This window comes from Streptomyces sp. yr375, from assembly GCF_900110755.1.
In the GTDB taxonomy this organism is placed as follows: domain Bacteria; phylum Actinomycetota; class Actinomycetes; order Streptomycetales; family Streptomycetaceae; genus Streptomyces.
On record NZ_FOFF01000019.1, the window covers coordinates 93,147 to 106,710 of the forward strand.

The 13,564-nt window shown below is 71.4% G+C and carries 11 protein-coding genes; 8 read left to right on the forward strand and 3 right to left on the reverse strand.

Annotation, left to right across the window (positions count from 1 at the left end):
- Positions 1 to 11: 11 nt before the first annotated feature.
- On the reverse strand, positions 12 to 713 hold the full coding sequence (locus BMZ82_RS20255) for a response regulator (protein WP_093777705.1): 702 nt from the start codon (positions 711 to 713) through the stop codon (positions 12 to 14).
- A 225-nt stretch (positions 714 to 938) separates the two neighbouring features.
- Here BMZ82_RS20255 and BMZ82_RS20260 point away from each other — a divergent pair, with 225 nt between their 5' ends.
- Positions 939 to 1,517 (forward strand): Rv1733c family protein, encoded by a 579-nt coding sequence (locus tag BMZ82_RS20260; RefSeq protein ID WP_093777707.1) that lies wholly within the window; start codon positions 939 to 941, stop codon positions 1,515 to 1,517.
- A gap of 58 nt (positions 1,518 to 1,575) precedes the next feature.
- Here BMZ82_RS20260 and BMZ82_RS20265 read toward each other — a convergent pair whose 3' ends face one another.
- Both BMZ82_RS20265 and BMZ82_RS20270 read right to left on the reverse strand, forming a co-directional pair.
- Entirely contained in the window at positions 1,576 to 2,232 is a 657-nt protein-coding gene (locus tag BMZ82_RS20265) for a CBS domain-containing protein (RefSeq protein WP_093777709.1), read from the reverse strand.
- A gap of 35 nt (positions 2,233 to 2,267) precedes the next feature.
- Positions 2,268 to 2,732 carry a Crp/Fnr family transcriptional regulator gene (locus tag BMZ82_RS20270; protein WP_093777711.1) on the reverse strand — a complete coding sequence of 155 codons (465 nt, stop codon included), beginning with the start codon at positions 2,730 to 2,732 and terminating at the stop codon, positions 2,268 to 2,270.
- 835 nt (positions 2,733 to 3,567) lie between these two features.
- Here BMZ82_RS20270 and BMZ82_RS20275 point away from each other — a divergent pair.
- The 7 genes from BMZ82_RS20275 to BMZ82_RS20305 all read left to right on the forward strand — a co-directional run bounded on the left by BMZ82_RS20275 (position 3,568) and on the right by BMZ82_RS20305 (position 13,555).
- Entirely contained in the window at positions 3,568 to 4,203 is a 636-nt protein-coding gene (locus BMZ82_RS20275; RefSeq protein ID WP_093777713.1) for a DoxX family membrane protein, read from the forward strand.
- 150 nt (positions 4,204 to 4,353) lie between these two features.
- Positions 4,354 to 5,241 carry a universal stress protein gene (locus tag BMZ82_RS20280; RefSeq protein WP_093777715.1) on the forward strand — a complete coding sequence of 296 codons (888 nt, stop codon included), beginning with the start codon at positions 4,354 to 4,356 and terminating at the stop codon, positions 5,239 to 5,241.
- 31 nt (positions 5,242 to 5,272) lie between these two features.
- Positions 5,273 to 6,295: a zinc-dependent alcohol dehydrogenase gene (locus BMZ82_RS20285; RefSeq protein ID WP_093777717.1), complete on the forward strand. Its 1,023-nt coding sequence runs from the start codon at positions 5,273 to 5,275 to the stop codon at positions 6,293 to 6,295.
- Between the two features lie 5 nt (positions 6,296 to 6,300).
- Positions 6,301 to 7,179 carry a universal stress protein gene (locus BMZ82_RS20290; RefSeq protein WP_093777810.1) on the forward strand — a complete coding sequence of 293 codons (879 nt, stop codon included), beginning with the start codon at positions 6,301 to 6,303 and terminating at the stop codon, positions 7,177 to 7,179.
- 87 nt (positions 7,180 to 7,266) lie between these two features.
- Positions 7,267 to 9,657, forward strand: a complete 2,391-nt coding sequence (locus BMZ82_RS20295; protein ID WP_093777719.1) for a phosphoketolase family protein — start codon at positions 7,267 to 7,269, stop codon at positions 9,655 to 9,657.
- A gap of 43 nt (positions 9,658 to 9,700) precedes the next feature.
- Positions 9,701 to 10,714, forward strand: coding sequence for a type I glyceraldehyde-3-phosphate dehydrogenase (gene gap / locus BMZ82_RS20300; protein ID WP_093777721.1), 1,014 nt, complete (start codon positions 9,701 to 9,703; stop codon positions 10,712 to 10,714).
- Positions 10,715 to 10,864: 150 nt separating this feature from the next.
- Positions 10,865 to 13,555 (forward strand): bifunctional acetate--CoA ligase family protein/GNAT family N-acetyltransferase, encoded by a 2,691-nt coding sequence (locus BMZ82_RS20305; protein WP_093777723.1) that lies wholly within the window; start codon positions 10,865 to 10,867, stop codon positions 13,553 to 13,555.
- Positions 13,556 to 13,564 lie beyond the last annotated feature (9 nt).

Consider the following 13,564-nt stretch of genomic DNA (forward strand, 5'->3'; position numbering starts at 1 on the left):
GGGCGCGTGGCTCAGCGGGCCGAGCTGTCGCTGGACTCCGGCTGTTCCAGGTGCGAGGCGAGGACCGCGGCCTGTACCCGGCGCTGGACGCCCAGCTTGGCGAGCAGCCGGGAGATGTGGTTCTTGACCGTCTTCTCCGACAGATACAGCCGTTTGCCGATCTCGCGGTTGGTCAGGCCGTCCCCGATCAGCGCGAGGATCTCCCGCTCGCGCGGCGACAGGCTCGCCAACTCCGGTGCCATCTCCGGGGCTTGGGCCGGTTCGGCCCGCAGTGAGCGCATCAGGCGGGCGGTCGTCGCGGGGTCGAGCATCGACTGGCCGGAGGCGACCGTGCGTACCGCCGAGACCAGGTCGGAGCCCTTGATCTGCTTGAGGACGTAGCCGGACGCACCGGCCATGATGGCGTCGAGCAGGGCGTCCTCGTCGTCGAACGAGGTGAGCATCAGCACAGCCAACTCCGGCATCTGGTCGCGGAGTTCGCGGCAGACGGTGATGCCGTCGCCGTCGGGTAGGCGTACGTCCAGGACGGCGACGTGCGGGCGCACCGCGGGGGCTCGTACGAGGGCGTGTTCGACGTTCTCGGCGTCGCCGACCACCGAGATGTCCTCCTCGGCGTCCAGGAGGTCGGACAGACCGCGTCGCACGACCTCGTGGTCGTCCAGCAGGAAGACGCGGATCGGGTCCTGTGCGGTGAAGGTGTGTGCCTCGGCCATCTCGACGCCTCGTTCCCCGGAGTATGAACGGACTGCGGGCCGTCCGTGACCTCGATCATCACGCGCCCGGCCCGGAAGCACTAGGGCCGACCGGCCCAACCGGCCCTTTCGACCTGTCCCGACCGGCCCTCATACGACGGTCCGGCGGCCCCTCCCCGAGGCGATCACCCGGTGAGACCTTCCTGTTGTTCTCGTCTCCATGAGGCCCGTGAGGGGGTGTGACCGATGCGGAAGACCAAGCGCGTGAAGGTCCTGGGGTGGCGCTGGCGGCGCAACGAACTGCGCCGGCACAGCGATGCGGTCGAGGCATGGATCGTCCTTGCCGCCTGGGCGTTCGCGACAGCCGGGGGAGCCGTCGCAGGGGTGGCGGGCGCCCAGGCCGTCGAGACCGCGCAGGCGAGGAGCGGAGCGGAACATCGGCCGGCCACCGCCGTGCTGCTCGGCACCGTGCCGCCCGGTGCACGCGCCCCGGCCACCTACAACCTGGCGCGCGCGAACGTGCGCTGGACCGACGCGCGGGGCACCGTCCGTACCGCCACTGCGGACGTGAAGGCCGGAACCGCCGTCGGCAGCTCGGTACCGGTGTGGACGGACGGGCACGGCCACCTGGTCGACGAGCCCGCGAGTCCGACCGTGGAGACGGCACGCGTGGTGATGGCCGGTACCGGGGTCGGCCTGGCCGGTGGGTTGTTCGTGCTCGCGGGCGGACGGCTGATCCGGCTGCGGGTGGAGCGGCGGGCCACCGAGCGGTGGGGCGAGGAATGGGAGCGGACCGGTGCGCGGTGGGGGCGCAGGACCGGCTGATACGACGTTGCCCCGCCGACACCGGCGGGGCAACGTCGTGTGGGCTGCGTACGTCGCGCTACGCGGAGCGGTCGGGCTCGGCGAGGTCGAATCGCACGTCCACGACCCCTTCGACGGCTCGCACCAGCCGCGCGGCGACCGGGACCAGGGAGGTGTCCCGTACCCGACCGCCGAGCCGTACGACACCGTCCCGGACCTCGACCCGCACATCCGACGCCGGACCGGGGAACAGGTACGCGACCACCTCGCGCCGTATCTCCTCCGCGATCTCCTCGTCGTCCCGGAGGAACACCTTCAGCAGGTCGGCCCGGCTGACGACGCCCTCCAGCCGGCCCGCATGATCGACGACGGGCAGTCGCTTCACCTTGGCCCGGGCCATGGTCCGCGCGGCCTGCGCGAGGGTCGCCCCGGGGCCCACGGTGAGGGCGGGCGCGGTCATCAGCTCGCCCGCGGTCACCGAGCCGGCCTTCGCGAGGTCGGACAGCCGGCGCACCTGGGTGCGCCGGTCGGGGTCGTCGTCGCGGAACTCCTCCTTGGGCAGCAGGTCGGCCTCCGAGACGATCCCGATCACCCGCTCCGCCGCGTCGAGCACGGGCAGGGCGCTGACCCTCCGTTCCTGCATCGTGCGCACGATGTCCTTGAAGGCGGCCCCGCGGCCGACGGCGGCGACGGTACGGGTCATCACGTCGCTCACGATGTGCGGCGATCCATTCATGGTCACTCCTCGCTCGTCACGGTCCGTCGGCGCGGTCACCGCATGCCGCCGCTGCCGTACGGGGCGTACAGGTCCAGCAGCCGGGTGCGGGCCGCGCGCAGCCGGTGGGCCACGATGTCTCCCACCCACTGGAAGACGTGCACACCGAACGAGGGATCGTCCCCGCACAGCGTGCGTACGGCCGCGGCGTCGAACTCCCAGGCACGCACCGGAGTCGTCGCCTCGGCACCCATGTGCCAGGAGGGCGGCCCGAACAGCCAGGACCAGCCGACGAGTTCGTTGTGCCCCAGCGATTCGATGACAGCGGCCCGGCGGCCGGGCACGTGCATGTCGAGGGCGATCGTGCCGGTCCGGATGATCCAGAACCGGTCGGCGCGGGCGCCCTCCTGGAAGAGCCGGGTGCCCTGCGGGATCGACACCTCGCGGGCGAACTTCATCAACTGTTCGCGGTGCTTCGGGGGCAGGGCCCGCGGCATGCTCATGGTCGGGGAAGCGTTCATGGCGTACCTCCGGAAAGCGTACGGATTGACCACTTCCAGCGTCCGCCCCCGCGTCCCGACGGACCATGGGCCACCCGGCCCGCCGACCGGGCCGACCGGTACCCCGGGAGAGCCCTACGGCACCCTGTGCCACCGGGATGCCCGCGCCTCGATGGAACCGAGAGAGGTACTCGACCGCCATGAGGGGGCGGACCACCCACGTGGTCCGCACGGATCGGCCGACCGGGGGACTCCCGTCCACCACTGAAGCCGTTCGTCAAGGGCTGACCCCGCGCTTGCTCGACGCCCTCGGTGGCAACGCCCTTTCATGCGGCGCGAGTCGCTATGCGTCCCATCGTTGAGCAGGACGTCAAGGCCGCGGTCCTGTTGGCGCCCGCCAGTCCATGGAACGGACTGGCGGGCACATCTGCGTTCGGGGCTTGTCGTGACCGGGTGCTGGACGTCGTCGGCGTCGCTGTGTGCCGACACACCATCCCCAGCCCTCGGTGACGAGGGCGTGGAAACCGTCCTCGTACTCGACGTACTCGACGTACACGACCTGCGCGCCGACAGTCAGGGTGATGAGCCCGTGTGTGCGTGTCTCCACCGGCAGGAGCCAGTCCACGGGCAGCCACAGGGGAGCGGTGAGGTCACGCAGCCGCATACGGGGCGCCGCCCGAAGGATGGCATGACATTCGGTCGGGCTTGGCGCCGTCGAGTCGGAGGTCCAACCGGCCCTGTGGAAGGGGTCGTTCAGCCCGGCGCCGACGGACCAACGGCATCAGGTGACCGACGGCCCGGCGCACGAGAGTCAGGGGTGCAACGAACGACCTGACACCTCGAAAGGACCACGATCATGGCCGTGCACGAGCACCCGCACCGCACTTCCGGCTTCCACCTGCCCACCTTCCGCAGGAACGGCTCGGCGTCGGACGGCGCCACCACGGCCGCCACCGACACGACGGCGGCGACCGCTGCGGCGCGTGCCTACGCGTTCGCGTCGTTGCGTCTGCTGACGGGGTTCGTCTTCCTGTGGGCGTTCCTGGACAAGACGTTCGGGTTCGGTTACGCCACTCCGTCGGGCAAGGGCTGGATCGACGGCGGGTCGCCCACCAAGGGCTTCCTGAGTTCGGTGGCGGCGGGTCCGATGGAGTCGACGTTCCATGACTGGGCCGGTGCGGGTTGGGCGAACTGGCTGTTCATGCTCGGTCTGTTGGGCGTCGGTATCGCGTTGGTGTCCGGTGTCGCGCTGCGGCTCGCTGCCGTCGCCGGCACGGCGATGATGGCGTTGATGTGGATCGCCGAGTGGCCGCCGGCCAAGCACCTGTCCGACGGCACGCTGAGCATGTCGTCCAACCCCTTCGCCGACTACCACCTCGTCTACGCGATCGTTCTGATAGCCCTCGCGGCGGCGGGCGCCGGTGTCACCTGGGGTCTCGGCAAGCTCTGGGCCACGCTGCCGATCGTCCGCGACCACACCTGGCTGCGCTGACCGCAGGAGAAACGGTGGCCCCCTCGCGAGGGGGCCCACCCTGCGGCTGCCCATTGGGCCGATCGGCTTCCACCGGGGACTTGCGGCCCCTGCTGCAAGGACCCCTACGTCACGAAGCTGGAATCAGACATCCGTTCAGGAGGAAGAGTCATGGTCCGCACACTCGTCGCAGGTCTCGACGGTTCCCCCGAGAGCCGTGCCGCCGCGGAATGGGCGGCCCGCGAGGCGGAACTGCGCGGTCTGCCGCTGAAGATCGTCCACGTCTGGGAGCCCGTCCCTGACCCGTTGGCCCAGGCCCCGCTGCTGGGCGCCGAGACGCAGCAGCACTGGAGTGAGCGGATTCCGCGCGAGGCGGGCGAGGGCCTGCGTCGGCGCCACCCCGGCGTGGACGTGACCGTGGAGCAGGTGACCGGCACGCCCTCGGACGCGCTGGTGGATGCCGCGAAGGACGCCGAACTGCTGGTCCTCGGCTCGCGTGGACTGAGCGGCGTCGGCGGCTTCCTCGTCGGTTCCGTCGGCCTCTCGGTCGTCGCGCACGCCGAACTGCCCGTGGTGCTGGTCCGGGCCGGCGAACAGGCCGCCGACGAGACGAGCCCCGTATCTGCCGCCCCGTACCGGCCCGTGGTCCTCGGCCTCGACGCCGGTGCCCCCTCCGACACGGTGATCGAGTTCGCGTTCGCCGAGGCCGCCCGGCGCGACACCGGCCTGCGGGTCGTCTACGGCTGGAACCTTCCGCCGTACTACGCCTACGGCTTCGCGCTGGACGCGGGCCTGCACGAGGAACTCTCCCTCCAGGAGACCGACACCCTCACCGAGGCCCTGCGCCCGTGGCGCCAGAAGCACCCCGGCACCGAGGTCGTCCTGGAACCGCGCGTCGGCAGCGCGGCCGATCACCTGGTGGACACCTCCCGTGAGGCCTCCCTGGTCGTCATCGGCCGCCGGATCCGTCGCGGTGCGTTCGGCGCCCACATCGGCCCGGTCGCGCACGGCGTTCTGCACCACTCCACCGCCCCCGTGGCCGTCGTCGCACACGACTGACCCACCCCCGTCCCCCTGAGGAGCAGCAGTCATGAAGGCAGCCGTTGTACGAGCGTTCGGCGAACCCCTCGTCATAGAGGACCGCCCCGACCCCGAGCCCGGCCCCGGTCAGGTCCGCGTCCGTGTCGAGGCGTCCGGGCTGTGCCACACCGACATCCACGCCGCGCACGGCGACTGGCCGGTCAAGCCGAACCCGCCGTTCGTGCCCGGTCACGAGGGCGTCGGCCTCGTCGAGAAGCTCGGCGACGGCGTCACCCACCTGTCCGTCGGGCAGCGGGTGGCCGTGCCGTGGCTCGGCAGGGCCTGCGGGCGGTGCGAGCACTGCCTGTCCGGCTGGGAGACGCTGTGCGAGCAGCAGATCAACACCGGGTACGGCTGCGACGGCGGGTACGCCGAGAAGATGCTGGCCTGGGCGGACTTCGCCCAGCCGGTGCCCGACGGTGTCACCGCGGTCGAGGCCGCCCCGCTGACCTGCGCGGGCGTGACCACGTACAAGGCGCTCAAGGTCGCCGGTGTCCGGCCCGCGCAACTCGTCGCGATCTCCGGGGTCGGCGGGCTCGGGCACCTGGCGGTGCAGTACGCGAAGATCGCGGGGGCGACGGTCGCGGCGATCGACGTCACCGACGAGAAGCTCGAACTCGCCACCGCGCTCGGCGCCGACCTCGTCATCGACGCCCGCAAGGACGACGTGGGAGAGGTCCTCAAGAGGCACGGCGGCGCGCACGCGGCGATCGCCCTGGCCGTGAACGAGGCCGCGTTCGCCGCGGTCAACTCGGGCCTCAGGCGCGGCGGGAAGCTCGTGATGGTCGCCCTGCCCGCGCACGGCACGATCCAGATTCCGATCTTCGACACCGTGCTGAACGGCACCTCGGTGATCGGCTCGATCGTCGGTACCCGCCAGGACCTCACCGAGGTCTTCCAACTGCACGCGGCCGGACAGACCAAGGTCATTTCCGAGACCCGCCCGCTGGACTCCGTCAACGAGTCCATCGCCGACGTGCTGCGCGGCGACGTCAAGGCCCGGATCGTCTTCGACCTCACGGCGGGGCGGTGACGGAGATGACGAAGGCCCTGCCGATCGTCGTCGGTGTCGACGGCTCCGAGCCCAGCCTGCGTGCCGTCGACTGGGCGGCCGACGAGGCCGCGCTGCGCGAGGTCCCGCTGCGGCTGGTGTACGCCTCCCTGTGGGAGCACTACGAGGGCACCTCGATCGCCGAGGACCTCGCCAAGCCCGACGACCAGGTGATGGCCGAGGACATCGTCGACAATGCTGCACGTCGGGCCCGCCGTCGTCACCCGGACCTTGACGTGAGTATCGAGGTGTCGGCGGAGGAGCCCGAGTACGCGCTGGTGCGGGAGAGCCGCAGCGCCTCGATGCTGGTGACGGGTACCCGCGGCCGCAGTGGTATCGCCGAGGCGCTGCTGGGATCCGTGAGCCTCGTCGTGGCCGGGCACGCGCAGTGCCCGATGGTCGTCGTGCGCGGCAACCACGACAACCAGGTCCGGACCGGCGCACACGGCCGCATCGTCGTGGGCGTCGGAGAGAAGCCGGCCGGCTCGGCGGCGGTGCGCTTCGCCTTCGAGGAGGCGCGCCGGCGCGGGGCGCGGGTGGACGCCGTACGGGCCTGGCGTTGGCCCGCGCACGAGACCACCGACCATCCGCTGATGTCCGGCGAACCCGCCCGGCTGCACGAGCAGCAGGCGGTGGACGCCCTGGACGCGGCGCTCCAGGACGCTCCCGCCGACGTCGCGTCGCACCGCCGTACGGTCGAAGGCCCCACCCGGAAGGTCCTCGTGGACGCCTCCCGGGACGCCGACCTCCTGGTCGTCGGGGCCAAGCGCCGCTCCGGGCACTACGGGCTCCAACTGGGCCGGGTGGCGCACGGAGTGCTGCACCACTCCGCCTGCCCGGTGGTCATCGTGCCCGAAAAGGGCTGAGCGCGATCGTCCCCGACTCCAGCCGCTGACGCAGTAGTTCCGTCTCCACCACCCGTTGACCCATGTCGATGACTTCCGGAGCCTCCGATGCCCAAGGCCGAACACCAGGACACCACCGCTCTGTCCCTACTCTCCGACGACGAACTGCGCACCCTGGACGCCCACTGGCGAGCCGCCAACTACCTTGCGGCGGGCCAGATCTACCTGATGGCGAACGCCCTGCTCACCGAGCCCCTCCGGCCCGAGCACATCAAGCCGCGCCTGCTCGGCCACTGGGGAACCTCGCCCGGGCTCAACCTCGTCTACACCCACCTCAACAGGGTGATCAAGGCACGTGACCTGGACGCGCTGTGCGTGTGGGGACCGGGACACGGCGGCCCGTCCGTGCTCGCCAACTCCTGGCTGGAGGGCAGCTACAGCGAGACCTACCCGGACGTGTCCCGCGACGGGGCGGGGATGGAGCGGCTCTTCAAGCAGTTCTCCTTCCCCGGCGGCGTACCGAGCCATGTGGCTCCGGAGACGCCGGGGTCCATTCACGAAGGGGGCGAGCTGGGATATTCGCTGGCGCACGCCTATGGCGCCGCCTTCGACAACCCGGACCTCCTCGTCGCCTGCGTCATCGGCGACGGCGAGGCGGAGACCGGGCCGCTGGCCGCCGCCTGGCATTCCAACAAGTTCCTCGACCCCGTCCACGACGGCGCCGTCCTGCCGATCCTGCACCTCAACGGCTACAAGATCGCCAACCCGACGGTGCTGTCCCGCCTCCCCGAGTCCGAACTCGACAACCTGCTGCGCGGCTACGGCCACGAGCCGATCCATGTCACCGGCGACGACCCGCTCACGGTGCACCGCGCCATGGCCGCCGCGTTCGACGACGCGCTGGACCGCATCGCCGTGATGCAGCAGTCGGCCCGCGAGGACGGCGTGAGCGAGCGGGTGCACTGGCCGATGATCGTGCTGCGCACCCCCAAGGGCTGGACCGGACCCGCCGAGGTCGACGGCGTCCCCGTCGAGGGCACCTGGCGCGCCCACCAGGTCCCGCTGTCCGAGGTGCGCGAAAACCCGGAGCACCTACGCCAGTTGGAGGCGTGGCTGCGCTCCTACCACCCGGAGAAGCTGTTCGGCGCCGAGGGCCGGCCCGTCGCGGACGTCCTCGCCTGCCTGCCCGAGGGCACCAAGCGCCTCGGCTCCAGCCCGTACGCCAACGGCGGTCTCCTCGTGCGGGATCTGCCGGTCCCGTCCCTCGACCAGTTCGCCGTCCTCGTCGACAAGCCGGGCACGACGCTGCACGAGCCGACCCGCATCCTCGGCGACCTGCTGGAAAGGGTCATGCACGACACCGCGGCGAGCCGCGACTTCCGTGTCGTCGGCCCGGACGAGACCGCCTCCAACCGCCTCCAGGCCGTGTTCAACGCCAGCGGAAAGGCCTGGCAGGCGGAGCACCTGCCGGTCGACGAACACCTGGACCGGCACGGCCGCGTGATGGAGATCCTCTCCGAACACACCTGCCAGGGCTGGCTGGAGGGCTATCTCCTCACCGGCCGGCACGGACTGTTCTCCTGCTACGAGGCGTTCGTGCACATCGTCGACTCGATGGTCAACCAGCACATCAAGTGGCTGAAGACATCGAGGGAGTTGGCGTGGCGGGCACCCATCGCCTCCCTCAACTACCTGCTCACGTCCCATGTCTGGCGCCAGGACCACAACGGCTTCTCGCACCAGGACCCCGGCTTCGTCGACCACGTCCTCAACAAGAGCCCCGAGGTCGTCCGCGTCTACCTCCCGCCGGACGCCAACACCCTTCTCTCAGTGGCCGATCACGTGCTGCGCAGCCGTGACTACGTCAACGTCGTCGTCGCCGGCAAGCAGCCCTGCTTCGACTGGCTCTCCATGGACGCCGCCCGCGCCCACTGCGCGCGCGGCGCCGGGATCTGGGACTGGGCCGGCACCGAGAACGGCGGCGAACCCGACGTCGTGCTCGCCTGCGCCGGTGACGTCCCCACCCAGGAGGTCCTGGCCGCCGCCCAGTTGCTGCGCCGCCACCTGCCCGACCTCGCCGTCCGCGTCGTCAACGTCGTCGACATGACCCGGCTCATGCCCCGCGACGAACACCCGCACGGAATGAGCGACTTCGAGTACGACGGCCTGTTCACCGCCGACAAGCCGGTCATCTTCGCCTACCACGGCTACCCGTGGCTCATCCACCGCCTCGCCTACCGCCGCACCGGCCACGCCAACCTGCACGTACGCGGCTACAAGGAGTCCGGCACCACGACCACACCCTTCGACATGGTCGTCCGCAACGACCTCGACCGCTACCGCCTCGTCATGGACGTCATCGACCGCGTCCCCGGCCTCGCGGTACGCGCCGCCGCCGTACGCCAGCAGATGGCCGACGCCCGCACCCGCCACCACGCCTGGATCCGCGAACACGGCACCGACCTGCCCGAGGTGGCCGACTGGACCTGGGACGCCTGACCCCGGCCCGTGAATCCCCTGTGAAGCAAAGGAGTTCGCCGTCATGACCGTACGCGTCGGCATCAACGGCTTCGGCCGGATAGGCCGCACCTATCTGCGCGCGGCACTCGACCGCGCCGAGGCGGGCACCCAGGACGTCGAGGTGGTCGCGATCAACGACATCACCTCGCCCGCCACCCTCGCCCATCTCCTGGAGTACGACTCGACGTTCGGGCGCATCGGACGCGAGGTGAGCCACGACGACAGCTCGATCACCGTCGACGGTCGACGCATCGCGGTCAGCGCCGAACGCGACCCCGCCGCCCTGCACTGGTCCGACTACGGCGCCGGCATCGTCGTCGAGTCCACGGGCCGCTTCCGCGACCGCGACTCCGCCGCCCTGCACCTGAAGGCGGGCGCCCACACCGTGCTGCTGTCCGCGCCCGGCAAGAACGCGGACGCCACCATCGTGATGGGCGTCAACGACTCGACGTACGACCGCAGGCAGGACCGGATCGTCTCGGCCGCCTCCTGCACCACCAACTGCGTCGCCCCGATGGTCAAGGTCCTCAACGACGCCTTCGGCATCGAGCGCGGCATGATGACCACCGTCCACGGCTACACCAACGACCAGTCCCTGCTCGACGGCCCGCACAAGGACCTGCGCCGGGCCCGCTCGGCGGCGCTGAGCATCATCCCGACCAGCACCGGAGCGGCGCGTGCCGTCGGCCTGGTGCTGCCCGAGCTGGCCGGCGCCCTGGACGGCATCGCCGTACGCGTACCGGTGGAGGACGGCTCGCTCACCGACCTCGCGGTGGTGCTGCGCCGCGAGGTGACCACCGAGGAGATCAACGCGGTCTTCGACGAGGCCGCCGAGGGCCCCCTCAACGGCATCCTCCGCGTCTCGAAGGCCCCGATCGTCTCCCGCGACGTCATCGGCGACCCCGCTTCGTGCGTCTTCGACCCGGCCCTGACCCAGGCGCACGGCACCCTGGCCAAGGTCTTCGGCTGGTACGACAACGAGTGGGGCTACACCAACCGCCTCCTCGACCTGACGGCACTGGTCGCCGACGACTGAGCACGACCGCGAGAGGCCCCGTGCGGTGGGCCTGTGCGGCGGGTTCCTGAGGGCCGATCGGCCCCATGGTCCGCCCCCAGGCAGCCCATGGGGCCTCTCCGCGTTCCGCGGGACGCTCGAAGTGACGAAGAACCTTGGAGGAAACCCGTGATGACGGACGACACGCTCAGCCGACCCCCACTCCACGCCCTGCTCGCGGACGGCACCACCGTGTGCATCCGTCCTGCCGAGGCCGACGACCACGACCAACTGGAGGGTCTCTACGAGGAGATGTCCCCGGAGAACCTGCGGCTGCGGTTCTTCGGAGTGAGTCGCCGGTCCGCAGAGATGGCCGCCGACCGGGCCTGTCGTCCGCACCCCGGATACCGTGCCCTGCTGGCCGAGGCCAAGGGCCAGGTGATCGGGCTCGCCGAGTACGACAACGGCGGCACCGGCACAGCGGCCGACATCTCCATCGCGGTCGCCGACGGACTGCACCATCGCGGTATCGGCACCCTCCTCGTCGAGCATCTGGTCTCCGCCGCCCGCGCCGAGGGCATCACCACGTTCACCGCCGACGCGCTCAGCGAGAACCGCGAGATCCTGCGGCTCTTCGCCGACCTCGGCCTGCGCACCGCCCGCCGTTTCGAGGGCCCCGAGATGCGCTGCACCATCGAACTCGACGAGGACGAGACCTACTTGTCGGCCACCGACGCGCGCGGCAGGGCCGCCGACGTCGCCAGCCTCGTCCCGCTGCTGCGCCCCGACGCGGTCGCCGTCGTCGGCGCGGGACGCAAGGCCGGCTCCGTGGGCCGGGCGATCCTGCACCACCTGAAGGCCGGCCGCTTCACTCGCCGCCTCTTCGCGGTGAACCCCGCGGCTACCTCGATCCTCGGCGTCCCGAGCTACCCGTCCGTGAGCGCCCTGCCCAGGACGCCCGATCTCGTGGTCGTCGCCGTACCCGCCGCCGCCGTCCCGGCCACCGCCGAGGAGTGCGGCAAGGCGGGCGCGCGCGCCCTCCTCGTCGTCACCGCGGGACTCGACCCGGCCCAGGCCAAGGCGCTCACGGCGGCCTGCCGGACGTACGGCATGCGGCTGGTGGGCCCCAACTGCCTCGGTGTCTCCAACACCGACCCGGAACTGAACCTCGACGCGACCTTCGCCGCCAACCACCCGATACCCGGTACCGCGGGCATCGCCGTGCAGTCCGGCGGCGTCGGCATCGCCCTGCTCGACGGGCTGTCCCGGCTCGGCATCGGCGTCTCGACCTTCGCGTCCCTGGGCGACAAGTTCGACGTCAGCGGCAACGACATGCTCCAGTGGTGGGAGAACGACGGCACCACCGACCTCGCCCTGCTGCACCTGGAGTCCTTCGGCAATCCGCGGGCGTTCTCCCGCACCGCGCGCCGCGTGACCCGCCGGATGCCCGTCCTGACCGTCGACGCGGGCCGCACCGACGCCGGCCGCCGCGCCGCCGCCTCGCACACCGCGGCAGCCGCCACCCGCACCATGACCCGGGGCGCGCTGTTCACCCAGGCAGGCATCACCGCCACCCGCTCCGTCGGCGAACTCATGGAAGCAGCAGCGCTGTTGCACTCCCAGCCGCTGCCGACCGGATCCCGCGTCCTGATCGTCACCAACGCCGGGGGAGCCGGGGTGCTCTCCGCCGACGCCTGCGCCGAGGCCGGACTCAGCCTCCCGACACCCACCCCCGAGCTCATCGACGACCTGCTCGCCGTACTGCCCGAAGGTGCCGCGATCGGCAACCCGATCGACGCCACCGCGGCCGTCTCGGAGGAGCAGCTCAAGGACTGTGTGGACCGGATCACGCGGCACGCCGGCGTCGACGCCGTCCTCGTGGCCCTGGTCCCCACGGCGGTCGCCGAGGCGACCGGCGACGACCTCGTCAGGGCGCTCACCGACGCCCCCGGCCGACGGCCCAAGCCGGTCGCTGCGGTGCGACTCGAACAGGCCCTGCCCGTCGAGCTGTTGCCCACCACCGACGGTCGCACCGTTCCTGCCTACGCCGAACCGCAGGCCGCCGCACGGGCGTTGGCCCACGCCGCCCATCGTGCCGCCTGGCTCGCCCGGCCCGCAGGGACGGTCCCCGACCTCGATGGAGTCGACACCGCACGCGCCCACACCGTCGTCGAGACCTACCTCGACGCGCACCCGGACGGCGGCTGGCTCGGCCCGCGCGAGTGCGCCGAACTCCTCGGCTGCTACGGCATTCCCCAACAGGCCTGGGCCTGGGCGGAGACCGAGGACGAGGCAGTCCTCGCCGCCGACCGGATGCGCGGCGCCGACGGCCGGGTGGTCATGAAAGGCCACTGGCCGGGCCTGCTGCACAAGAGCGAACAGCACGCCGTCCACCTCGACCTGCGCGGCGACTCCCAAGTACGCGCCGCCTTCCGGGACTTGGAAACCCGGTTCGCCGGCCTGCTGACCGGCGTGGTCGTGCAGCCGCTCGCCGAGCGCGGTACCGAGCTCTTCGCCGGCGTCGTCCAGGACCAGGTCTTCGGACCGCTCGTCCTCTTCGGCCTCGGCGGCACCGCGACCGAGATCCTCGCCGACCACACAGCCCGGCTCGCCCCGCTCACCGACCACGACGTGCACGACCTGATCACGGCCCCGCGCTGCGCCCCGCTCCTGTTCGGCGCACACGGCAGCGGGCCCGTCGACCTCGAAGGCCTCGAACAACTGCTGCTGCGGCTCTCCCGGATGGCGAGCGACCTGCCGCAGTTGGCCGAGGCCGACTTCAACCCCGTACTCGCGGCACCCGGCGGAGTCTCCGTCCTCGATGCCCGCGTGCGCCTGCTGCCCACCAGGCCGCAGGACCCGTATCTGCGCCGACTTCGCTGAGGAGGGAAC

Coding starts and splice junctions, on each gene's coding strand:
- BMZ82_RS20265 (WP_093777709.1), bottom strand. CDS start 2,232: ATGAATGGATCGCCGCACATCGTGAGCGACGTGATGACCCGTACCGTC.
- gap (WP_093777721.1), top strand. CDS start 9,701: ATGACCGTACGCGTCGGCATCAACGGCTTCGGCCGGATAGGCCGCACC.
- BMZ82_RS20275 (WP_093777713.1), top strand. CDS start 3,568: ATGGCCGTGCACGAGCACCCGCACCGCACTTCCGGCTTCCACCTGCCC.
- BMZ82_RS20260 (WP_093777707.1), top strand. CDS start 939: ATGCGGAAGACCAAGCGCGTGAAGGTCCTGGGGTGGCGCTGGCGGCGC.
- BMZ82_RS20255 (WP_093777705.1), bottom strand. CDS start 713: ATGGCCGAGGCACACACCTTCACCGCACAGGACCCGATCCGCGTCTTC.
- BMZ82_RS20285 (WP_093777717.1), top strand. CDS start 5,273: ATGAAGGCAGCCGTTGTACGAGCGTTCGGCGAACCCCTCGTCATAGAG.
- BMZ82_RS20295 (WP_093777719.1), top strand. CDS start 7,267: ATGCCCAAGGCCGAACACCAGGACACCACCGCTCTGTCCCTACTCTCC.
- BMZ82_RS20290 (WP_093777810.1), top strand. CDS start 6,301: ATGACGAAGGCCCTGCCGATCGTCGTCGGTGTCGACGGCTCCGAGCCC.
- BMZ82_RS20280 (WP_093777715.1), top strand. CDS start 4,354: ATGGTCCGCACACTCGTCGCAGGTCTCGACGGTTCCCCCGAGAGCCGT.
- BMZ82_RS20270 (WP_093777711.1), bottom strand. CDS start 2,732: ATGAACGCTTCCCCGACCATGAGCATGCCGCGGGCCCTGCCCCCGAAG.
- BMZ82_RS20305 (WP_093777723.1), top strand. CDS start 10,865: ATGACGGACGACACGCTCAGCCGACCCCCACTCCACGCCCTGCTCGCG.